Genomic DNA, 21,565 nt, shown 5'->3' on the forward strand with positions numbered 1-21,565 from the left:
ACGAGCGGCGTTTCACCGAATCGACATGAATCGGACAAAAATCACGTATAGCAAGGCCCGACCTTGCGTACCTCGACAGTGCACCATTGCGCCGCCGGACACGCTTCGGCGATCGCGACCGCTTCCTCCCGCGTCTGCACATCCAGCAGGAAGAATCCGCCGATCATCTCCTTTGCCTCGGCGAACGGGCCGTCGGTGAGACGGGACTCGCCTCCGCGCTTCTGCACGCGCACGCCTTCCTTGTCCGACGCCAGCGATTCGCACGCCTGGAGCACGCCGCGCGCTTGCAATTGCCCCGCGAATTCGAGCATTTCCGCGTAGACGCGCCGCCCTTCTTCCTCACTACGAAGACCACGTTGTTCGCGTGGTTCCACGATCAAAAGCAGATAACTCACGGCGCCTCCAAAAAATTTATAACCGAGCCTCAAGGTAGCGCGGAGATGGTCGTCAAGCAATCATGCCGGGGCTCTACGTTTTCTTAAGACGAATAATTCTTCCGATTGTTGTTACTGCCTGTTACGGCCTTTAACGTACTGTTACCTGCTTCCTTAGTACCATTCGGCCACAACGCTTTTCCGTTATTTTTTACCGGAACAGAATCGTCTGCACAGACAAAAACGGTCGAAATTGCTCGTTTACCCCAAGCATCGAGGCCGACACAAGTAAGTTCTATCACGAGCCGTCCTACCGGGCGGCACCGCAATCGTTTGCCTTTACCGGTTTCCTGGCTTGTCTCCCAAGCCTGATCGCCGCTGCGAACGGTCCATGCCGCCGGCTGACGACCTGTCCCTCCGAATCGGGTCCCCGCCTGCTGTGAAATTCGACGCGCGTCTCACGAGAGCGTCACCGGGCGCCAGTCCGTACGAAACCGATATCCGATGAACAAGCATCCTCTACTCCTTTCTTCGATTGCGCTCGCCATCGCCGGCGCGCTCACAGCCTGCGGCGGCTCCGACAGTTCCGATCTCGCCGCGACGGCCAACACGCAAAACACATCCGGTGATGCCGCCAATCTGAAGGCGACGGCCAACGCCGCGACGCCGCAGAAGATCACGTGTGCGTCGCCGTCGGCGGCGGCGGCAACGTCCGGCAGCGGCAAGATCACCGCCGACACCATCAGTGCCGACAAGACGCGTCTCTACCCGTCCGGCAGCACCTTCAAGCTCGCGATCACGACGCGCGCCGGCAGCGCAGACACGCTCCGCTGGACGATCTCCACGGCCGTCAGCAAGACGGTCGCGAGCGGCAGCTTCGCCGTGCCCGCATCGGCGACGACGACCACCCTCACCTGCACGTCGACGATGGCGGGTTTCTTCGCCGTCACCGCGAACCTCGCGAAAGGCGGCGGCATGATCCAGACCTCGGGCACGCGGCCGAACGGCTTCACGACGTTCGGCGTGCTGCCGGACCTCTCCGGCACGCTCCCCGCGCCCAGCTACGCGCATCAGGAACAGCATCGCTTCGGCATGCAGGGCTTCAACGGCAACGGCCCGGCGCTCGCGGCACTCGGCATCTCGTCGACGATCGACGACCGCCAGATGTCCGTGATGGAGCCGAGCGGGCGCAACACGTTCAACGCATCGGCGAACAATCTCGATCCGTTCTACACGTCTGGCAAGGTGATGCGCCTCGTGCGCCTCGACGGCATCCCCGGCTGGGCGAGCGGCCACGGACTGTCGCCGGATTACGGCTACGTCCCCGTCGACCTGAACTACTTCTCGAACTACCTGGGCCGCGTCGGCGCTGAAACCGAGGCGATCCGTGCGCGCAACTACTCGACGCAGCAGTCCAACTACTATCAGGTGACGTGGGAGCCGTACATCCTCTGGAAGGATACGGACGCGAACTTCGTCGCGCTCTACAAGGCCGCCTACCAGGGCCTGCATTCGAAGGACCCGAACGCCGTCGTAATGGGCCCGGCGGAGCCGTTCCCGTCGCTCACGACCGATCGATTGAAGCGACTCGCGCCGCTCGGCTATGCGAACTACATCGACGGCATCGCGACCCATGGTTACTACGACGCGGGCACGTCGCCGTCGCATCCGCCGGAGCGCCGCCACACCGAGCCGAACCCGGCCGATGCCGCGAACTCGCTGATCAACGAGATGCGCAACCTGCGCGCGGAAATGGCCGCCGACTACAAGCCGGGCATGAAGCTCTTCGTGACGGAAACCGGCATCAGCTATGACCTCGGCACGACCTATAACCCGAGCTATCCGACGTCGAACGTGCTGTTCGCGCACGGCGCGGTCGTGGCGCGCGCGCACCTGATCCTGCTCGGCGAAGGCGCGGATCAGACCTACGTGTTCTTCGGGCCGGACTTCCCGGGCGAGACGGGCTATGGCACGTTCTTCGATCTCGACAATCCGCAGGCCGCGTTCGGCACGACGAACATCAGCCCGAAGCCGGCCGCGATGACCGTCGCCGCGATGACGCGCATCCTCGACGGCACGACGACGCTCGGCCCCGTGAAGAACACGCCGACGGGCGTCTACGCCTACTCGTTCCAGCAACGCGGCAGCGGCGGCAAGGTGGTCACCGCGCTCTGGACGCACAACAACGCGGTGTGGGACGCGAGCGTCGGTTTCAGCACGACGTACAGCAAGGCGTACCCGTTGAGCGTCGATGCGCCGGGCACGAGCGGCACGGTGCAACTGATCGACGCGATGGGCAATCCGTCGAGCGTGCCGTACAGCAACGGCGTCGTGACGGTGACGCTGACGGAGCTGCCGCAGTACGTGGTATCGACGAACGCCGACGTCGCGAAGAACAACTCGACGAAGCCGGTGGGTTATACCGGCTCGTGAGTCTGTTCATGACTTGATGGTCGCGAAGGCCCGGAGCGTATCGATGCTCCGGGCCTTTTTCTATAATGGCGCGCATTTTCCATCGCAACAGGACCCGATCATGAGCAATACCGACGACAACGACACGCGAACCGTTCGCGACAGCAACGGCAACCCGCTTGCCAACGGCGACTCCGTGCAACTGATCAAGGACCTGAAGGTCAAGGGCACATCGGTGACGCTCAAGCGCGGCACCATCGCGAAAAACATCCGCCTGACCGATGACGACGAAGAGATCGAATGCAACGTCGAGAAAGTAAAAGGGCTCGTCCTGAAGACTGCATTCCTGAAGAAAGTCTAAGCGTTGTCCCGATAAAGCCTGAGCGTTCGATGCAGCAACCGTCGCGCGCTTACCCGCTATCTTGTTATTGACAGCGAATCGACGCCCGCAGCATACTCTGACTCATGCACGCAAGCCGCCTTCTCTCCATCGTCCCGATTAATTACCCAATGAACGCCACTGGCGGGTCATCGGGAGAACGCGTGCGCTAGCAACACCTGAGCAAACACATTCGATTTCCGAAGGCCTCGCCGAAAGACGGGGCCTTTTGTTTTTTGCGTGCGACTCCGTCTTCCTCGGCTCATAACTGGAGAAGCGCGATGTCCGAAGTGTCACAGCAATCCCAAAAGCAAAGCCGCGTTGCGCGCGGTTCGAGGGCGAGAACCGTCGTGTATTTCGACGTCCAGCCGCGTCAGACGCTCTCATGGCGCGTTGCACGCGATGCCGAGCTGCGAGTCGATGAAGCCTCGGTGTGGCTTACGCGCGAAGGCGATCCGTACGACTACTGGCTCCTGCCCGGCGATGTCGCGTGTCTTGCGCGCGGCGAGCGCGTATGGGTGTCGTCGGATGCGCAGGGGCCGCTCGAAGTGTCGCTCACGACGTACCGGCGCACCGGCATGACGCAACTCGGCCGCTGGCTCGCAAGGCTTTGGCCGCGGGTCGCACGCGGCAGCAACGCCAGTGCGTTCTAGCTCGCCGACGGGCTCACGGTCCCGGATAGACGCAGCGGAAGTTTGCCGCATTGTTGACGTTGCCTTTGCCGACATAGCGCGGATAGGCAGGATAACGGCACATCGGCCGCGAGCGTCCGTTCGTCGCGCTCGCGATGTCGGTGCCGACGAGCGTCTCCGGCGCGATGCCGTCCGTGACCCAGCGGTCGAGCGCGCCGAGTTCGTCCCACGACGGGATGAACACGCCGTTGCCGTGCTGAAAGCCCGGCACCATGTAGAGGCGCATGAACGAATCGACGCCGTCCTGTCCGTAACGCGCGATGAGCCGCCGGTAGAACGCGATCGTCTGGTTCGGGCTGATGACTTCGTCGGCGAGTCCGTGCATGGCGATCAGCTTGCCGCCGCGCGCGATGAACTGGGAAAGATCCGAGTTCATCGCGCCGACCGCCGCCGAGAGCGCCATCAGCCGCCGCCCGTAGCGTCCCGGATTCGCGATGTCGAAGCCAATGCTGTTGTACGACAGGTCGCGCGTGACGAAATGCTTCACGTACGCGTCGCCCTGCGCGAAGAGATAGCCGTTGACGCTGAAGGCCGGCGGGAACACGAGCGTCGGTGAGTCGCCGAGACCGAGCACGCCCGAGAAATCGACGCCCTGATAGACGTTGTAGCCCGGATACGTATCGACGCCGAACGCGAGCATGTACGGCAGGTTCAGACCGTCGCGCAAGGTGTCGAGCGTCGCGATCTGCGCGTCCGACAGGCAACTGTCGCGCAGTGAAGGCCGCTGTCCGTTCGCGCAGCGCACGGCCGCGATGATCTGCGGCTCCAGCTTGCGGCACGCTTCCACGTTGCTGACGATGCCGTCGGCGGCGTTGTCGAGCATGTCGCATTCGTGCAGGACGGTGTCGAATACGCGCCGCTGCTGCGCGAGCCCGACGTAACCGCCCGGTTTTCCATACGATGCCTGCCCCACCGCCACGCCCATCAGCCGGACGCCCGCGAAGTTGATCGCGGGCGCGTTGGCGATCACGCCGTCGTAGTCGCGCGGATAGCGCTCGATCACCGTGAAGCCTTCGCGGCCGCCCGTCGAGCCGCCGGCGAAGTAGGTTTTTTCCGGGTCGCGCCCGTAGCCCATCTGGATCAGCGCGAGCGCGACGTCGTGGGTTTTTTTCAGATGACCGAAGCCGAAGTTGAGGATCGCTTCGTCGTTGGCAGCGAAGTCCGCGCGTCCCGCGTTGCCGACATGGCCCGAATCGGAGCCGAAGGTCGCGTAGCCGCGCGCGAGGGGCGTCGAGTCGGGCGCGAACGACATCGGCTCGGTGCCGCTCACGACGACGCCGCTATAACCGCCGCCGCCCATCTGCAGCGCGCGGCCGTTCCAGCGGGTCGGCAGGTTCACTTCGAAGCGGATGTCGGGCGTGCTGTCCTCAATCGGTTTGATCGCGCCGACGATGCGGCAGTATTCGCCGTTGCGGTTGCCCGGCGCAGCGGCCTTGACGACGGATGCAGACCCGATGACGGCGCCGCGGGTCGGCAAGCCGATGATCGAGGGCGGCACGGTCTTGCCTTCGAGGTCGGCGCAGTGTTTCGTGAGATAGGAGGCGGCGCGGGCTGGCTGGCTTGCTGCGAGCGCGCAAGCAAAAAGTAAAACGAAGACGAGGCGCGAAAAAGCGGCGATGGGGGTCACTTGTAGTTCGCTGACGGGCGCTGGGTACACGGTGCTGGCGCAAGTCGCGTGCACGGTATGCGGCGCTCGGCGGCGGCGTTATCGAATGGCGGGGACGGAATGCCGCTCAATATATAAGAAGAGTTTCAAAGGGAGCAATCTGTAAGCCGTTTTCTCTTTATGTCTTACGGATCGCGTTGGCGATTGCGAATCGCAGTCGGTCTCTTGCCCGCAAACATGGCCATCCGGCTAATAGCGGCGGCGCACTCGTCTGGATATGCTTGAGTCGTGCAGCAAACCGTAAAGGGAGGGTGTCGATGCAGATGAAATGCGTGAAACGATTCGAGCGATGAAGAATTTCCCCAACGGGACTCGCTGCGCCCTGCTCGTTCGTGACAACGGGCAAATTTTTCGAGCCGAGGGAGGTGCGTGTCGTCGTGTTGAAGTACGTCCCGACCAGGGACTGACATTGAATATCGCTACGGTTCAGCGACCCTGGCCGAGCGGTTCCATCCGGTCATCCGATCGACGGTGCCCCATTTCTGACAGCGGCTTCTCATTGCGGGCTGAGAAGGCACGGCCCGCGAAGAATCCTCCCGGTGCCAGAGAGCCGCCGGCCGTTCGGGTAACGGCCGCCGCTTATCGCCCGCTCTCTGCCAACGCCGCATCCAGATGCGCTGCCCGCGCACCGGAAACATTCCGCGCGCCCTCCTCGTCCTTCGTATGCGCGAGACTGAACCGCTCATTCGGCGCCGTGCCGTTCAGATGAAACGCGCCGACCGCCGCCTCGCGCTGGATCGCCGGGTTATGCGACGCAAGCACCCGCGCGTTGCGCCAGTGCCTGTCGAGGCGTCGCGCTTCGCTCGTCGCGCTCGCCCCGCCGACCTCGAACAGCAGCGTCGATGCCTCCAGTACCTGCTCGATCACGATCTGTTGCGCCTTGTAGACCTGGATGTCGAGCGCGATGTAATCCTCGGTCGTCGCCCGGCCTTCGACTCGCGCCCGATGCACGTTCTCCAGTGCCGCCGACACCGAATCGACAATGCTCTCCGCCGCGAACGCGAGGCTCGCCAGCCGCCCGACCACGCGATGCACGAGCGGATTGTCGCGCGGGCTCGAGCGCCCCGGCACGCCGAACGTCCTCGTGCGTCCCTGCACGAACGCGACGCCATCGCGCAGCACCGCCCGCGCGATGCCCGCGAGCGTCGCGAGGTGTACGGTCTGATAGAACGCCGTCACGAGCGTATTGCGGCGCGGCTCCGATGCCTTGAACCGATGCAGGATCTGATCGTCGGGGACGCGAACGTTGTCGAAACGCGTCGTGCCGCTCGCCGTCAAGCGCTGGCCGAAGCCGTCCCAGTCGTCGAGGCGCGTGACGCCCGGCGCGTCGCCGCGCACGAGCAGATGCACGTCCTGTTCACCATCGTGCGCGGTGACGTTGATCCAGTCGGCATAGAGCGCGCCCGTGCTGTAGTACTTCTCGCCGTTCAGCAGCCACTCGCCGCTCGCGCGGTCCCGCGTCACGGTGACCGTGTTGTGCGTCGAACCGGTGCGCTCGGAAATCGCCGCGCCGACCGTCTCGCCCTTTGCGACGCGCGTGAGCCAGCGGCGGCGGACGGCTTCGTCGTCGCTTTCGAGGCGCATTTCGATGAAGCCGAAGTTAAGCCGCAGGATTTGGGGCAGGTTCGAATCGGCTTCGCCGAGCCGCGTCAGAAGGCGGAAGAACTGCGGCAGCGTCACGCCGCCGCCGCCGTATTCGCGCGGCACGCGCAGCGCCGTGAAACCCGACTCCTTGAGCCATCGCACCGCATCGTTCGCGAGTTCGCGCTTCTGCTCGCGCTCGACCGCGCCCGCCGCGATGTGCTCGAACACCTCCGAGAAGCGTTCGAGCAGTTGCGCGTCGCCAAGCGGCGTCTGGGTCGTTGTCATGTGCTTTCTCCACTTTGGAATCGTATCGAAAGAGCATAAATTCGACGCCATCCCACACACAACGAAGCAAATTTGCTAACGATATGCGCGCGGCGAGCGCAGTCCGGCCCATTCATCCACTTTCCTGCCATCGGCGACGCGCTCGATCCGCGTCCCGCCAAGGACAAACGCCCGGCAATTGCCGTCTATTCCCCATCCCATTCGCCTCGCAGGTCGCTGTCCTGCAAAAGCTGCAGCAACGTCTCGGCGGGCCGGCTCAAATGCTTCGCCCCGAGCGCGATGAATTCGACCTCCGGCAAATCCGGCAGCGCCGCCCGATTGACCGGCGCCGCAAGCCCGCGCCCCGCGAGGAAATGCGATCGCACCGTGAGCCCGAGCCCGCCGCGCGCCGCCGCGATGCAGCCCGCGTGGCTGCTGCTCGTGCAGACCATCTGCCAGCGCGCGCCGGCCATCGCGAGCGCATCGAGGACGACGGCGCGCGTCACGCTCGGCTCGGCGACGAGGATCAGCGGCAGCGGCGAATCCAGATCGACCACGGTGCCGGGCTTCGCGAGCCACTCCAGCCGCCCGCTGAAGAGCCGCGTGCCGCGCGCGTCGCCGAGACGCCGCTTGCCGACCGCCAGATCGATCGCGCCGGCATCGAGCAATTGATAGAGCTGCCCCGTCATGCCGATCGTGATTTCGAGCTCGACGTCGGGATGCGTGTTCCGAAACGCGGCCAGCACGCTGGGCAGCGGGCCGAGCGCGAGATCGTCGGAGGAACCGAGGCGCACGCGACCGCGCAGACGCGGCGAGCGGAACTGCGACTCCGCGTGCGACATCGCTTCCAGGATCACGCGCGCGTGGACGAGCATCGCCTCGCCGTCGGCGGTGAGCGCGAGCGAGTGGGTATCGCGCGTCATGAGCCGCCGCCCGACGCTTTCCTCCAGCCGCCGGATGTGCTCGCTCACGCTCGACTGCGTGAGGCCGAGCTGGCGGCCGGCGTCGGTGAAGCTGTGCGACGCGGCCACCGTCGCGAAGGTGCTTAGCCAGACGGGATTGAGCATTGGGCAATTGTGATCGGATTTGGCGATTGCAGTCAACGTGGCTAGAGGGGTTCCCGATAGCTTCGACAGTCACTAATATTTCACACATGGCATTTTCAGGCGCCGCCCCCGCCTTTTTACACTTCCCATGACCAGACAGTCCTCCCACACGGCCCTTCTCTGGATCGTCGCCGTCGGTTTTTTCATGCAGGCGCTCGATACCACGATCGTCAACACCGCCCTGCCCTCGATCGCCCACAGCCTCCACGCGCATCCGCTCGCGATGCAATCGATCGTCGTCGCCTACACGCTGACGATGGCGCTCCTCACGCCGGCCTCCGGCTGGCTCGCGGACCGGTTCGGCACGCGCCGCGTCTATTTCGTCGCGATTCTGCTGTTCGTCATCGGCTCGCTGTGCTGCGCGGGCGCGCACACGCTGAACCAGCTGGTGATCGCGCGGATCTTGCAGGGCATCGGCGGCTCCATGCTGCTGCCGATCGGGCGCCTCGCCGTGCTGCGCAGCGTGACGGGCGAGGCTTACGTTTCGGCGCTGGCCGTGATCTCGATTGCCGGACAGGTCGGCCCGATTCTGGGACCGACACTCGGCGGCTGGTTCGTCGAATCGATTTCGTGGCACTGGATCTTCCTCATCAACGTGCCGATCGGCGCGCTCGGGCTTCTTGCCGCGCATCGCTTTCTGCCGGACGACGCTATCGCCGATGCGCCGCCGTTCGATTTCGTCGGCTGCGGTTTGCTGTCGCTGTGCATGGTGTCGTTTTCGCTGGCGCTGGATAGTCCGGTGCATGAGCATCGCGGACTGGTGGCTGTCGGTCTCTTCGCGATCAGCGCGGTTACGGCGCTCGCCTATATTCCGCACGCTCGGCGACGCAGGAATCCGCTCTTCGAACTGGCGCTTTTTCGCGAGCCGAACTTCAGCGTCGGGCTGATCGGCAACCTGCTGTGCCGGGTCGGATCGAGTGCCGTGCCGTTTTTGCTGCCGCTTTTGATGCAACTCGAACTCGGGTACAGCCCGCTGCATTCCGGCCTCATGATGCTGCCCGCCGCGTTCGCCGGCACGATCGCGAAAGGCTGGATCGCGCCGCTCGTCAAGCGCTACGGCTACGACACGTTCCTGCTCGTGAACACGATTCTGGTGGGCGCATCGATCGTCGGCTTTGCGGCGTTTTCGCCTGCGACGCCGCTCGTCATCGAGATCGCGATCCTCGCCGTGTTCGGCGCGTGCAACTCGATGCAGTTCGCGGCGATGAACAGCGTCACGCTCAAAGGGCTCTCGATCAAGGACGCGGGCAGCGGCAACAGCCTCTTCTCGATGGTGCAAATGCTCGCGATCGGGATGGGCGTGTCGATCGGCGGCGGGCTCGTGCAAGTGTTCGACGGCGAGTTCGGCTCGGCCGCGCTCGGCTTCCGGCTGAGCTTCGTATGCGTGGGCGTGATTACGCTGCTCTCGGCACTCGTGTTCCGCAGGCTCGACGCAGCGCCGCAACCGGCGCCCCGCCCGGCGACGGCACAGTGACCCTGCAGGCTCGCGCCGAGACGGCTATCCTTACCCGTCGTCACTAACCGCTTACGGAGCCTCATCGTGCAATATCGAAAATTCGGCAGCACCGGTCTCACTGTTTCGCGCCTGTGCCTCGGCACGATGACGTTCGGCTTGCAGACAGAAGAAGACGCGTCGCGCAGCATCATGGACAAGGCCGCCGACGCAGGCGTCAATTTCATCGATACGGCCAACGTCTATCCGCTCGGCGGCACTGAATCGGTGGCTGGACGCACGGAGGAAATCGTCGGACGATGGCTGAAAGGCAAGCGCGACCGCTATATCCTCGCGACGAAGGCGGTCGGCAAGATGGGGCCATCGGCGTGGGACCAGGGCGCGTCGCGCAAGCACTTGCTCGATGCAATCGACGCGTCGCTCAAGCGGCTGAATACCGATTACGTCGATCTGTATCAACTGCATTCCGACGATCGCGACACGCCGCTCGACGAGACGCTCGAAGCGCTCGATACCATCGTGCGGCAAGGCAAGGCGCGCTATATCGGGGTGTCGAACTTTCTGGCTTATCGGCTGGCGCGGGCGCTGGGGCGGTCGGATGTGTTGGGGGTGTCCCGCTTCGTGTCGGTGCAGCCGCGTTACAACCTGCTGTTCAGGCAGATCGAGCGCGAATTGCTGCCGCTCGCGACCGAGGAGCAGCTTGCGGTGATTCCCTATAACCCGCTCGCGGGTGGGTTGCTGACCGGTAAGCATCGGCATGATGCGGTGCCTTCCGAAGGTCGCTTTACCGCGACGGTCGGCAAAGCTGGCGAAATGTACACGCAGCGCTACTGGCACGAGCGCGAGTTCCAGACGATCGAGAAGCTGAAGGCGATCGCTGCGCAGACGGGAGAGACGCTGGCGAAAACGTCGCTCGCCTGGGTGCTGGCGAATCCGGCTGTGACTTCGGCGATCATCGGCGCGAGCCGCGCGGAGCAGCTTTCCGATACGCTCGCCGCGATCGATCTCGTGCTCGATCCTGAGGTCAAGGCAAAGCTCGATGAGGCTACGGTCGAGTATCGGTGGGGCGATGCGCCGCGCTGAGTCGTCTCAGTACCGCGCGATGTCCCGGCTTTCCAGGATAGGCGATGGCGCGCCTCGTTTCGCGACCGCGAGCATCGCGCGCCCGACTTGCTCGGTCGTGACGATCGCGTTCGGAAACATGCGCTGCAGGAGCGGCAATACGGGGCGCGTGAGCGAGTAAATCGTCTGATACAGCGCGGTTTTCGAGCGCACGCCGTGCATCGGGACGATCGCGCCGGGGCGGAACATGAACGCCGCCTTGAACGGCAGCCGCTGCAGCGCGTTCTCGGTGCGGCCCTTCACGCGCGCCCACATGCTGCTACCCTGTTCGGTGCTGTCGCAGCCGGCGCCCGTCACGTAGACGAAAGTCATCTGCGGATTGAGTCGCGCGAGCGTCTGCCCAGCAGCCATCGTCATGTCGTAGGTGAGGCGCGTGTACTCGGCCTCGCTCATCCGGAACGACGACACGCCGAGACAAAAGAAACACGCATCGAAACCGGTGAGGTCGCTTTCCAGCGTCGTGTAATCGAACAGGTCGCGATGCACGATTTCGCGCAGCTTCGGGTGCGCGACGCCTGTCGCCGTGCGGCCGAGCGTCACGACTTCGGTGACGTCCGCGTCGAGCAGGCATTCGCGCAGGACGCCCTGCCCGACCATACCTGTTGCGCCGAATAGGATGACTTTCATCGCACGTCGGCTCCGGACGGTGAGCGCGGGGTCGTCAGGCGCGAACGCCAGATTCCTTCCATGGAATAAACCGCCAGCGCCGCCCAGATCGCCCCATATCCGATCAGCCGGTCGTGCCCGAACGGCTCCCCGTACACAATCACGCCGATCAGCAACTGCAACGTCGGCGTGATGTACTGAATGAGCCCGAGCATCGAAAGCGGGATGCGACGCGCGCCTGCAGCGAACAGCAAAAGCGGGATCGCGGTAATCGGCCCGGCTGCGACCAGCAGAATCTGCACCCCAACCGATGCATGCCCGAATCCGCTCGTCCCGTGAATCCCGAGAAAGAGCAGATAGGCCGCCGCAAGCGGACAAAGCAGCATCGTCTCGAGCGTGAGCCCTTCGAGCGCCCCGAGATGCGCGGTCTTGCGCAGCAATCCATATCCGCCGAACGTCAGTGCGAGCGCAAGACTGATCCACGGCGGCGCACCGTTCACCCACGTGAGCCACGCAACCCCCGCCCCCGCAATCGCGACCGATACCCATTGCAACGGCCGAAGCCGTTCGTGCAGGAACGCCATGCCGAATAGCACATTGATGAGCGGATTGATGAAGTACCCGAGACTCGCCTCGACGATGCGGCCATCGTTGACCGCCCAGATGTAGATGCCCCAGTTCGTCGACAAGAGCACCGCGCTCGCGATGAATCGCACAAGCTGCTGCCGGTTGCGCATGACGGGCCAGAGCCAGCTCCACTGACGGCGCACCGTCAGCACGATGAACAGGAACACCATCGACCAGGCCATCCGGTGCGTGAGCATCTCGACGGCGCCGATCGAATGCAACGCCTTGAAATACAACGGAAACAGTCCCCAGATGGCAAACGCCGAGAATGCGTAGACGACTCCTGGATTCATTTTGGTTTGGGCGAAAAGACGGTTCTGGACGAGCGGCAACGTAGTAAGGCCCGTCGCGCGGAAGTGTCGGATTTTAGTCGACTCGAGTGTGTTTTCCCTAATCGCGTTTGTGGTGCCACGCGAACCGTTTGCTACTCCTCACGCTCAAATCGAGGCAAAAAACGCGCGTGTTAGCATTCCCCGGCCTGTTTTTTGCTATGCAGCGACGGCATCCGCCACCGCATCGCCCTGACCTCTCTGGACATAATGGATAACAACTCCGTTCATCAGCATTTCTTTCATTTTCTGCTACTGGTTGTGACGGTTGCATTCGCCTGGGTCCTGCTGCCGTTCTTTGGCGCGGTCTTCTGGGGCACGATTCTGGCGATTCTTTTCCAGCCGATGCAGCGGTGGCTCACGGTGCGCTTCGGCAAGCGCCGCAACCTCGCCGCGCTGACGACCCTCGCGATCACCATCCTCATCGTGATCCTGCCGCTCGCGCTGGTCGCGGGCACGCTCGTGCAGGAAATCACGCTCGCGTACACGCAGATCAAGTCCGGCCAGCCGAACTTCACGCACTACTTTCAGCAAGCGGTGCACGCGTTGCCGTCGTCGGTGCAGAATCTGCTCGGCCGCTTCGGTCTGGACGACATCCCCGGCATCCAGCGCCGTCTGACCGCGGGCGCCGCGCAGATCAGCCAGTTCGTCGCGGAACAGGCGCTCAGCATCGGGCAGAACACGTTCCAGTTCGTGATCAGCTTCGGCGTGATGCTCTACCTCGTGTTTTTCCTGCTGCGCGACGGGGGCGAAATTGGCCGTCGCATTCGCCGCGCGTTGCCGCTCGATGAAGCGCACAAGATGCATCTGATCGCCAAGTTCACGACGGTCGTGCGTGCGACCGTGAAAGGCAATATCGCGGTGGCGGCGGTTCAGGGGCTGCTCGGCGGACTGATCTTCTGGATTCTCGGCATCCAGGGGTCGCTCCTGTGGGGCGTGCTGATGGCGTTCCTGTCGCTCTTGCCGGCGATCGGCGCCGCCCTTGTGTGGGCGCCGGCCGCCGCCTATTTCCTGCTGACAGGCGATATCTGGCGCGGCGTGATCCTGATTGTGTTCTGCGTGGTGGTGATCGGTCTGGTCGATAACGTGCTGCGGCCGATTCTCGTCGGCAAGGACACGAAGATGCCCGACTGGGTCGTGCTGATCTCGACGCTCGGCGGCATGGCGCTCTTTGGCATCAACGGGTTCGTGATCGGGCCGCTGGTGGCGGCGCTTTTTATGGCGAGCTGGGATTTGTTCGCGCAGGGCGAGGAGACGGGGACGGAGTTGTAGATTCGTCGGAGCTGGTCAGAATGCGAGCGGCTTGATCCGGAGCCGCTTGGCGTTGCGAGCAAGCACGTCATCGAGGGTCGCCATTGACTTGGCTCGGGCTTCGAGCGCGCACGCAAGGTGCAGCGCGTCGCCCGCACGGAGGCCGGTTGTCGCGTCCAGCGTGAGCACGGCGGCGCGGTGAAACGTCGCGGTTTCAAGGGACAACAGTTGCAAATCGCCAGCGCACAGACGCTCGAACGCTTGCCACGCCGAGGCCCCCTGCTCTTCCGATATTTGTCCTGTTCGCTGCTTGATGCCAAGTGCGCTGGCAAATTCCGTCACGCACCACGCGGCGGAGGCCAGTTCATCGTTGCAGTCCTCATACCAGCTTACGACGGCGGCGGTTTTTGGTTCCTTCACGCAAAGCGGTACCAATACGCTTGTATCGACGTACACCATCAGTAGCGGGCCCCGCGACGTAGTTCGTCCATGACTGACTCGGTCATCGGCATAGCCTCGCGCGTCTTCTCCAGTTCCTGCACGAAAGCCTTGCGATCCCACTTCGCTGCGCGAAGACTCAGCCCGCCGTCAGCGGTCAGATGCGCCTCCACCTGATCGCCCTCCTTGATGCCTGTTCGGCGCACGTAATCCGCCGGGATACGCACGGCGAGACTGTTACCCCATTTTGCTACTAGCAAGTTCATCCGGTCACCTCGATGATCTACAATAATGTAGATACATTATAACTCCTTTGCGGGTGCTGATGATTGTCATTTTTCCACTCGCAGACGTTAAAAAGCCCGCGTGGTCGTCGACTCACGCGGGCTTTGCTTAGCCAACCGCCTCACTTACCGCGCCTCACGCGGCACATACTTGCAGTCGAAACGCTTCCTCACCGTCCCGTTTTCATCGACGCTTTCCAGATACACGTCGAACTGCCACAGCCGCGCCATGTGCTTGAGCACTTCGTCGCTGTCGTTCGACAGGTGCCGGTTGTCCGTCATGAAATGCCGCAGCGTGAGACTGCGGTCACCGCGCGTGTTCACCGAATACACCTGGATGTTCGGCTCGCGATGATGCATGTCGTATTGACGCGACAGCGCCTGCCGCACATACCGATATCCGCTTTCATCATGAATCGCCGACACTTCGAGCGCGTCGCGCATGTCGTCGTCGAGGATGGAAAAGAGGCGCATCTCGCGGATCAGATGCGGTGACAGATACTGCGCGATGAAGCTCTCGTCCTTGAAGTTGCGCATCGCGTAGTGAAGCGCTTCCAGCCAGTCGCTGCCGGCGAGTTCGGGGAACCACTCGCGATCCTCATCGGTCGGGTTCTCGCAGACGCGGCGGATGTCGCTCATCATCGAGAAGCCGAGCGCGTAAGGATTGATACCGCTGTAATACGGCTTGGTCACCGGTGGCTGATACACCACGTTGCTGTGCGAATGCAGGAACTCCATCATGAAGCCGTCTTCGAGCCGGCCTTCGTTGTAGAGCGTGTTGAGCAGCGTGTAGTGCCAGAACGTAGCCCAGCCTTCGTTCATCACCTGCGTCTGACGCTGCGGATAAAAGTACTGCCCCACCTTGCGCACGATGCGGATCACTTCCCGCTCCCAAGGCTCCAGCAGAGGCGCGTTCTTCTCCGCGAAGTAAAGCAGGTTTTCCTGCGGCTCCGGCGGATAACGGCTTTCGATTTCCTCGGCGGTCTGCGCCTTGCCCTTCGGCAACGTGCGCCACAGTTCATTCACCTGCGACTGCAGATACGCCTCGCGCTCGCGGCGCATCGCGGCTTCCTTCGCCAGCGACAGCTTCTGCGGCCGCTTATAGCGATCGACGCCGTAATTCATCAGCGCATGGCATGAATCGAGCAGTTCCTCGACGTGATCCAGCCCGTAACGCTCCTCGCACTCCGCGATGTAATTCTTCGCGTAGACGAGATAATCGATGATCGCGTGCGCGTCCGTCCACAGGCGGAACAGGTAGTTGCCCTTGAAGAACGAGTTGTGCCCGTACGCGGCATGCGCGATGACGAGCGCCTGCATCGTCATCGTGTTCTCTTCCATGAGGTAAGCGATACATGGATTCGAATTGATGACGATTTCGTACGCGAGCCCCATCTGCCCGCGCCGATAGCTCTTCTCAGTCGATAGAAAATGTTTGCCGAACGACCAGTGCCGATAGTTCACCGGCATCCCGACCGACGCGTACGCGTCCATCATCTGCTCGGCACTGATCAGTTCGAGCTGGATCGGATAGACGTCCAGCTTGTACCGCTCGGCGACGCGCGCGATTTCGGTGTCGTATTCCTCGATGAGTTCGAAGGTCCAGTCCGACGGGCACGGCAACGGCCTTTTTTCCGCAACATTCATGCTGCCTTCCTTCCGCGCCGGCGAGGGCGCGCTCCGTTGCTCCGCTTCCAGCTTCGACGGTGAGCGGTCGTCCGCGATGCCGTCCAGGTTATAACCACGCGCTTCGTTGTGGAGATGCCTTGTCGTCATGCAGCCGCCTGTTGCTTCTCGAACAGTTCACGGAACACCGGATAGATGTCCGCGGCCGATTCGACTTTTTTCATCGCGAGCTCTGGCGCCGTCAGCGCCAGTTGAGCGTACTCCAGCCACAAGTTCTGCTCTTCGGGCGCCACTTGAATATAGGCAAAATACCGTACTTTGGGCAGGATGTCTTCCGACAGAAGCTTGCGGCACTTGGGCGAATCGTCGGTCCAGTTGTCGCCGTCCGAGGCCTGTGCGCCGTAAATGTTCCATTCAGTCGGCGAATAGCGCTCGTTCATGATCTTCTTCATCAGCTCCAAAGCGCTCGAAACGACCGTGCCGCCACTCTCCGTCGAATGGAAGAACGTGTCTTCGTCGACTTCCTCGGCGCGCGTGTGGTGGCGGATGAACACCACTTCGATCTTCTCGTAGTTGCGGTTCAGGAACAGGTACAAGAGAATGAAGAAGCGCTTGGACAGGTCCTTCCTCTGCTCGTCCATCGAACCCGAGACGTCCATTAGACAGAACATCACGGCCTTGCTCGACGGCGTCGGTTGCTTCACGCGATTCACGTAGCGCAGGTCGAACGGATCGATGAACGGGATGCGCGTGATGCGGCCCTTCATGATCACGATGTCAGCTTCGAGCCGCGCGATGTCGTCAGGATCGGCCTTCTCTTCCTTGAGTTCTTCCAGTTGCCGTTCCATCTCGTGCAACTGGCTCAAAAGCGGCGAGCCGAGCGCGATCCGCCGCCCGAGCGCGCTGCGCAGTGAGCGCACCACGTCGATGTTGTTCGGCGTGCCTTCCGCCGCCCATCCCGCGCGGACGTTTTTCCACGTTGGCACGGCGAGCAACTGGGTTTTGACGAGCCGGGGCAATTCGAGATCGTCGAAGAAGTACTGCATGAATTCTTCGCGCGACAGCTCGAAGACGAAGTCGTCCTGCCCATCGCCTTCGTTGCTGGCGGTCTTGCCACCGCCACCGCCGCCGCCTTGCGGGCGCTGGATCTTGTCGCCGCGAATGTAGTCGGCGTTGCCCGGGTGGACGAGTTCACGTTTGCCGCCAGGGCCATGCCGGAACGACGGTTCGGCGATGTCCTTCTTCGGGATCGTGATGCTCTGGGTGTTTTGAATGTCCTTGATGCTGCGGTCGCGCACCGCGTCGGATACCGCGCGGCGAATGTAGTTCTTCACGCGGCGCAGAAAGCGTTCGCGGTTGGCGATGCTCTTGTTCTTACCGGCTAACCTGCGGTCGATGATTTGGTGCAGCACATCCAGTCTCCCGCGTTATTGGCGAGGAAGCGAGGCGCTGCGCTGACTTCCGCCGCATGTGGCCGTGGCCTGTGGGCGGATGCCGTCGGTCACGCCTCGCAAGGTGCCCGCGCTGCGCCGCCGGTGATTGCACGAGCAATCCTGGCGACGTGACGCGGACCTGATACGTAGGGTTTCACGATTCAGTCATGCTGTTGGCTCTTGCCCTCGGTCAGGAAGACTTGCGCACGCGCAGATACCAGTCGCAGAGGAGCCGCACTTGCTTCGGCGTGTAGCCCTTCGCGACCATGCGATTGACGAAGTCTTCGTGCTTGCGCTGTTCTTCCGCCGATCCCTTTGCATTGAACGAAATGACGGGCAGAAGTTCTTCGGTATTCGAGAACATTTTCTTCTCGATCACCACGCGCAGCTTCTCGTAGCTGATCCACGCCGGATTCTTGCCGCCGTTCGCCGCCCGCGCCCGCAGCACGAAATTCACGATCTCGTTGCGGAAGTCCTTCGGGTTGCTGATGCCCGCCGGCTTCTCGATCTTCTCCAGCTCGGCGTTGAGCGCCGCGCGGTCGAAGCTCTCGCCGGTATCGTGATCGCGGAACTCCTGATCCTGAATCCAGAAGTCGGCATAGGTCACGTAGCGATCGAAGATGTTTTGTCCATACTCCGAATACGATTCCAGATACGCGGTCTGAATCTCCTTGCCGATGAACTCGGCATAGCGCGAAGCCAGCACGTCCTTGATGAACGACAGATACTTCTGCTCCGTCTCCGGCGGGAACTGCTCGCGTTCGATCTGCTGTTCGAGCACGTACATCAGATGCACCGGATTGGCGGCGACTTCCGCCGAATCGAAGTTGAAGACGCGCGACAGGATCTTGAACGCGAACCGCGTCGAGACACCGGTCATGCCTTCGTCGACACCCGCGAAGTCGCGATACTCCTGATACGACTTCGCCTTCGGGTCCGTGTCCTTGAGGTTATCGCCGTCGTAGACCTGCATCTTCGAGAAGAGGCTGGAGTTCTCCGGCTCGTGCAGACGGGTGAGCACCGCCATCTGCGCCATCATCTTGAGCGTGCCGGGCGCGCACACGGCCTCGGCCAGCGACGAGTTACGCAGCAGCTTTTCGTAGATCTTGACCTCTTCGCTGTAACGCAGGCAGTACGGCACCTTCACGACGAAGATCCGGTCGAGCAGTGCCTCGTTGTTCTTGTTGTTGCGGAACGCCTTCCACTCCGACTCGTTCGAGTGAGCGAGGATCACGCCATCGAAAGGAATCGCGCCGAAGCCCTCCGTGCCCTTGAAGTTGCCTTCCTGGGTCGCGGTAAGCAGCGGGTGCAGGACCTTGATCGGCGCCTTGAACATTTCGACGAATTCGAGCAGGCCCTGATTCGCGAGACACAGGCCGCCGGAGTAGCTGTAGGCGTCGGCGTCGTCTTGCGAGTAGGTTTCGAGCTTGCGGATATCCACCTTGCCAACGAGGGACGAGATGTCCTGATTGTTCTCGTCGCCCGGTTCCGTCTTCGCGATGCCGATCTGCCGAAGAATCGACGGATAGCGCCGCACGACGCGGAACTTGCGGATGTCGCCGTTGTATTCGTGCAGGCGCTTGACCGCCCACGGGCTGAGGATGCTCTTGAGATAACGGCGCGGGATGCCGTACTGCTCTTCAAGCACGGGACCGTCTTCGTCGTAGTCGAAGAGACCGAGCGGCGACTCGTTCACAGGCGAGCCCTTGATCGAGTAGAACGGCACGCGCTCCATGAGTTGCTTCAGGCGCTCCGCGATCGACGACTTGCCGCCGCCGACAGGCCCGAGCAAATACAGGATCTGCTTCTTTTCCTCGAGACCCTGTGACGCGTGCCGGAAGTACGACACGACGTGTTCGATCACTTCCTCCATTCCGTAGAACTCGCGGAATGCCGGATACACCTTGATGACCTTGTTCGCAAACACACGCGATAAACGCGGATCGAGTCGTGTATCGACCTGCTCGGGTTCACCGATGGCCGTCAACATGCGTTCGCCCGACGTTGCGTACGTGGCGGGATCTTCTTTGCAGAGCGCGAGGTACTCTTCGAGCGAGAATTCCTCCTCGCGAGTTTTTTCGAAGCGCGTCGCGAAACTGCTGTAGATATCCATGCTACCTCCTCGCCGAAGTCAGAAAACGTTGCCGTGCGCAAAGCGCGTAATCGAAACGACATCGCTTGAATTCATCCTAAACCCTTTCGAATTTTTTTTCACGCACTTGCGTGGGTGATTTGCTTCGAAGAATTCCTAGCTTGGAGGATTATTTTCGTTCACCTACAATCCTCAGTCCCGATGTCCCTATCGTGTTGCCGCAAGTCCCGCTTGCCTGTTCGCTTCACCTCGTAGCAGCACAGTTATCCCCAGCAGGACGCCATCGCGAACCCTCTGCCCTGGCAGTCGGCGGCGTGGTGTGCTGCCATGCGCGTGTCCCACGTCGTCGCATTCGATACACAATCGTTCTGAATGCAATGGCAATGCCTTTTTCAATCGTGTGCCACCGAACGTTACGCTCCAGCGGTGTGTAATTTTCACTTGCCGTTTCGATATCGCGCATCGAATCTTCTTTGCATGCCGATACCCTTTTGATGGATATGGATTTACGGGCCATCGGCCAAACGTCGCGGATTTGTTTGTGGGGTTTGCGCATCATCTTCTGGTTCATACGAGTGCGAGTTCTATCTCCCCGACACGGTCGATCGAGCCGTGCACGAGTCCCGGCACTTCGATCCGGTGCGCGCCGGTATAGGTGCCCGTTGTAACGGTCCAGAAGGGCTCGACCGCGAGGCCCATGCGCGAACAGTGATTGACGAACCAGACGAGCAGTTCGCGCGGATCGCCCGCGGGATTGCCGCCCGTGTCGGGCACGATCGAGACGCCGTCGAGCGTCAGTTCCAGGCGCGGCGCGAGGAAGTCGAAACCGGGCGCGATCACGTTGTAAGGCTCGATGGCGCCGACCACCAGCGCGCCGTTGTTCTGCGCATCGGCGAGTTGCGCGAGCGGCGCCAGGTTCGGCCACTGCGCGAAGCGGCTGTCGACGACTTCGAGCGCCACCGCCATCCCGCCGATCGCGCCGAGCACTTCGTCGCGCTCGTAAGGCTCGGCGCGCGCGGGCAGCGCGCGGTCGAAGCGAAACGCGATCTCCATTTCCACCAGCACGCGAAAGAACGACGCGATCTCGAGCCGCGCCGGCGATGCATGCACGAGCGACGCTTCGATCGGTGCCCCAGCGGGTGGCGCCGACGGCGTGCGCGCGCCGATCTTCCACGCGCCGATCTGCGCATTGCGCAGCCGCAAGACCTCGTGCTGGATGGCGTAGGCGGCGCCAGTGTCGGCGGGGATGTCGCGGGCGGCGAGTTCGTCGATCAACGTGTGCTGCTCGCGCGCCCGGACGAGTTGCGCGGCGAGTGTCGATTCGGTCATGTCGGAGTTCCTCGTAAGCGTGACGGACAAGTGCCATCAGTGTACGAGTTACCGGCGCGGTGCGAAGCCGTCATGGTTGTTACAAAAACAAACGCGCGCCGCGAAAGGCTTTCGCGGCGCGCGTTCAGCGACTTTGTAACAGCGATCCGGGCAGGATGATCAGAAGGTTTCCCAGTCGCCCGATGCTGTTGCTGCGGCAGCCGGTGCCACAGTGCGCGGCGCCGTCATCATCGGGCGCTTGGCGGGCGCGGCGACGGCGGGTTTGCGCGCGACCGGCCGCGGACTGGCCTTCGACCGCGCAGGCGCTACTGGCGCAGCGCCGCTTTCGTTCAGTTGGAACACGGAAACCACCTGACGCAGACGCCCGGCCTGATCCTCCAGCGATTGCGCCGCAGCGGCCGCTTCTTCAACGAGTGCCGCGTTTTGCTGCGTCACTTCGTCCATTTGCGTGACGGCACGCGCCACCTGATCGATCCCGCTGCTCTGCTCTTCCGATGC

Annotated in this window: 19 protein-coding genes and 1 pseudogene; 6 read left to right on the forward strand and 14 right to left on the reverse strand. The window is 62.5% G+C overall.

Going from position 1 to position 21,565, the window contains the following annotated elements:
* Window positions 1-41: 41 nt before the first annotated feature.
* On the reverse strand, window positions 42-395 hold the full coding sequence (locus tag AWB65_RS06215; RefSeq protein ID WP_087666292.1) for a YciI family protein: 354 nt from the start codon (window positions 393-395) through the stop codon (window positions 42-44).
* Window positions 396-878: 483 nt separating this feature from the next.
* Between AWB65_RS06215 and AWB65_RS06220 the strand changes: the two genes are divergently transcribed.
* The 3 genes from AWB65_RS06220 (at window position 879) to AWB65_RS06230 (ending at window position 3,818) form a co-directional block, all read left to right on the forward strand.
* Window positions 879-2,807, forward strand: coding sequence for a hypothetical protein (locus AWB65_RS06220; protein WP_087666293.1), 1,929 nt, complete (start codon window positions 879-881; stop codon window positions 2,805-2,807).
* A 100-nt stretch (window positions 2,808-2,907) separates the two neighbouring features.
* Window positions 2,908-3,147, forward strand: a complete 240-nt coding sequence (locus AWB65_RS06225; RefSeq protein WP_087666331.1) for an alkylphosphonate utilization protein — start codon at window positions 2,908-2,910, stop codon at window positions 3,145-3,147.
* 299 nt (window positions 3,148-3,446) lie between these two features.
* A complete protein-coding gene (locus AWB65_RS06230; protein ID WP_087666294.1) occupies window positions 3,447-3,818 on the forward strand; it encodes a DUF2917 domain-containing protein in 372 nt (123 codons plus the stop codon).
* 13 nt (window positions 3,819-3,831) lie between these two features.
* On the opposite strand, the gene AWB65_RS06235 is transcribed toward AWB65_RS06230, so the two are convergent.
* The 3 genes from AWB65_RS06235 to AWB65_RS06245 all read right to left on the reverse strand — a co-directional run bounded on the left by AWB65_RS06235 (window position 3,832) and on the right by AWB65_RS06245 (window position 8,438).
* On the reverse strand, window positions 3,832-5,484 hold the full coding sequence (locus AWB65_RS06235; protein WP_087666295.1) for a tannase/feruloyl esterase family alpha/beta hydrolase: 1,653 nt from the start codon (window positions 5,482-5,484) through the stop codon (window positions 3,832-3,834).
* A 618-nt stretch (window positions 5,485-6,102) separates the two neighbouring features.
* Window positions 6,103-7,392: an acyl-CoA dehydrogenase family protein gene (locus tag AWB65_RS06240; protein ID WP_087666296.1), complete on the reverse strand. Its 1,290-nt coding sequence runs from the start codon at window positions 7,390-7,392 to the stop codon at window positions 6,103-6,105.
* A gap of 185 nt (window positions 7,393-7,577) precedes the next feature.
* Entirely contained in the window at window positions 7,578-8,438 is an 861-nt protein-coding gene (locus AWB65_RS06245; protein ID WP_087666297.1) for a LysR family transcriptional regulator, read from the reverse strand.
* Between the two features lie 91 nt (window positions 8,439-8,529).
* Here AWB65_RS06245 and AWB65_RS06250 point away from each other — a divergent pair, with 91 nt between their 5' ends.
* Together AWB65_RS06250 and AWB65_RS06255 are read left to right on the forward strand one after the other, a co-directional pair.
* Entirely contained in the window at window positions 8,530-9,951 is a 1,422-nt protein-coding gene (locus AWB65_RS06250) for a DHA2 family efflux MFS transporter permease subunit (protein WP_374729731.1), read from the forward strand.
* Window positions 9,952-10,017: 66 nt separating this feature from the next.
* Complete coding sequence (locus AWB65_RS06255) at window positions 10,018-11,013, forward strand: aldo/keto reductase (protein WP_087666299.1); 996 nt, start codon at window positions 10,018-10,020, stop codon at window positions 11,011-11,013.
* A 6-nt stretch (window positions 11,014-11,019) separates the two neighbouring features.
* On the opposite strand, the gene AWB65_RS06260 is transcribed toward AWB65_RS06255, so the two are convergent.
* Both AWB65_RS06260 and rarD read right to left on the reverse strand, forming a co-directional pair.
* Entirely contained in the window at window positions 11,020-11,679 is a 660-nt protein-coding gene (locus AWB65_RS06260; protein WP_087666300.1) for a Rossmann-fold NAD(P)-binding domain-containing protein, read from the reverse strand.
* Complete coding sequence (gene rarD / locus AWB65_RS06265; protein WP_087666301.1) at window positions 11,676-12,578, reverse strand: EamA family transporter RarD; 903 nt, start codon at window positions 12,576-12,578, stop codon at window positions 11,676-11,678. The genes AWB65_RS06260 and rarD overlap by 4 nt, the downstream gene beginning before the upstream one ends.
* Window positions 12,579-12,824: 246 nt before the next feature.
* On the opposite strand from rarD, the gene AWB65_RS06270 reads away from it, so the two are divergent.
* Window positions 12,825-13,886, forward strand: coding sequence for an AI-2E family transporter (locus tag AWB65_RS06270; RefSeq protein WP_087666302.1), 1,062 nt, complete (start codon window positions 12,825-12,827; stop codon window positions 13,884-13,886).
* 15 nt (window positions 13,887-13,901) lie between these two features.
* Here AWB65_RS06270 and AWB65_RS06275 read toward each other — a convergent pair whose 3' ends face one another.
* From AWB65_RS06275 to AWB65_RS36855, 8 genes and pseudogenes are all read right to left on the reverse strand, one after another.
* Entirely contained in the window at window positions 13,902-14,324 is a 423-nt protein-coding gene (locus AWB65_RS06275) for a type II toxin-antitoxin system VapC family toxin (protein ID WP_087666303.1), read from the reverse strand.
* Window positions 14,324-14,569 carry an AbrB/MazE/SpoVT family DNA-binding domain-containing protein gene (locus tag AWB65_RS06280; protein WP_200821669.1) on the reverse strand — a complete coding sequence of 82 codons (246 nt, stop codon included), beginning with the start codon at window positions 14,567-14,569 and terminating at the stop codon, window positions 14,324-14,326. Before AWB65_RS06280 ends, AWB65_RS06275 begins: the two co-directional genes overlap by 1 nt.
* A gap of 144 nt (window positions 14,570-14,713) precedes the next feature.
* Window positions 14,714-16,363 carry a SpoVR family protein gene (locus AWB65_RS06285; protein ID WP_087666304.1) on the reverse strand — a complete coding sequence of 550 codons (1,650 nt, stop codon included), beginning with the start codon at window positions 16,361-16,363 and terminating at the stop codon, window positions 14,714-14,716.
* Window positions 16,360-17,625 (reverse strand): YeaH/YhbH family protein, encoded by a 1,266-nt coding sequence (locus tag AWB65_RS06290; RefSeq protein ID WP_087666305.1) that lies wholly within the window; start codon window positions 17,623-17,625, stop codon window positions 16,360-16,362. Before AWB65_RS06290 ends, AWB65_RS06285 begins: the two co-directional genes overlap by 4 nt.
* A 211-nt stretch (window positions 17,626-17,836) precedes the next feature.
* A complete protein-coding gene (locus tag AWB65_RS06295; RefSeq protein ID WP_087655941.1) occupies window positions 17,837-19,759 on the reverse strand; it encodes a PrkA family serine protein kinase in 1,923 nt (640 codons plus the stop codon).
* Window positions 19,760-19,982: 223 nt separating this feature from the next.
* Window positions 19,983-20,309, reverse strand: a complete 327-nt coding sequence (locus AWB65_RS35440; RefSeq protein WP_125474075.1) for a hypothetical protein — start codon at window positions 20,307-20,309, stop codon at window positions 19,983-19,985.
* A complete protein-coding gene (locus AWB65_RS06300; RefSeq protein ID WP_087666306.1) occupies window positions 20,306-21,067 on the reverse strand; it encodes a 2-keto-4-pentenoate hydratase in 762 nt (253 codons plus the stop codon). The genes AWB65_RS35440 and AWB65_RS06300 overlap by 4 nt, the downstream gene beginning before the upstream one ends.
* Window positions 21,068-21,226: 159 nt before the next feature.
* Window positions 21,227-21,565: pseudogene (locus AWB65_RS36855) on the reverse strand (methyl-accepting chemotaxis protein); the annotation flags it as partial.

Source organism: Caballeronia humi (genome assembly GCF_001544475.1).
Taxonomy (GTDB): domain Bacteria; phylum Pseudomonadota; class Gammaproteobacteria; order Burkholderiales; family Burkholderiaceae; genus Caballeronia; species Caballeronia humi.

Coding starts and splice junctions, on each gene's coding strand:
- AWB65_RS06275 (WP_087666303.1), bottom strand. CDS start 14,324: ATGGTGTACGTCGATACAAGCGTATTGGTACCGCTTTGCGTGAAGGAA.
- AWB65_RS06300 (WP_087666306.1), bottom strand. CDS start 21,067: ATGACCGAATCGACACTCGCCGCGCAACTCGTCCGGGCGCGCGAGCAG.
- AWB65_RS06295 (WP_087655941.1), bottom strand. CDS start 19,759: ATGGATATCTACAGCAGTTTCGCGACGCGCTTCGAAAAAACTCGCGAG.
- AWB65_RS06285 (WP_087666304.1), bottom strand. CDS start 16,363: ATGACGACAAGGCATCTCCACAACGAAGCGCGTGGTTATAACCTGGAC.
- AWB65_RS06220 (WP_087666293.1), top strand. CDS start 879: ATGAACAAGCATCCTCTACTCCTTTCTTCGATTGCGCTCGCCATCGCC.
- AWB65_RS06245 (WP_087666297.1), bottom strand. CDS start 8,438: ATGCTCAATCCCGTCTGGCTAAGCACCTTCGCGACGGTGGCCGCGTCG.
- AWB65_RS06270 (WP_087666302.1), top strand. CDS start 12,825: ATGGATAACAACTCCGTTCATCAGCATTTCTTTCATTTTCTGCTACTG.
- AWB65_RS06260 (WP_087666300.1), bottom strand. CDS start 11,679: ATGAAAGTCATCCTATTCGGCGCAACAGGTATGGTCGGGCAGGGCGTC.
- AWB65_RS06240 (WP_087666296.1), bottom strand. CDS start 7,392: ATGACAACGACCCAGACGCCGCTTGGCGACGCGCAACTGCTCGAACGC.
- AWB65_RS06225 (WP_087666331.1), top strand. CDS start 2,908: ATGAGCAATACCGACGACAACGACACGCGAACCGTTCGCGACAGCAAC.
- rarD (WP_087666301.1), bottom strand. CDS start 12,578: ATGAATCCAGGAGTCGTCTACGCATTCTCGGCGTTTGCCATCTGGGGA.
- AWB65_RS06230 (WP_087666294.1), top strand. CDS start 3,447: ATGTCCGAAGTGTCACAGCAATCCCAAAAGCAAAGCCGCGTTGCGCGC.
- AWB65_RS35440 (WP_125474075.1), bottom strand. CDS start 20,309: ATGAACCAGAAGATGATGCGCAAACCCCACAAACAAATCCGCGACGTT.
- AWB65_RS06280 (WP_200821669.1), bottom strand. CDS start 14,569: ATGAACTTGCTAGTAGCAAAATGGGGTAACAGTCTCGCCGTGCGTATC.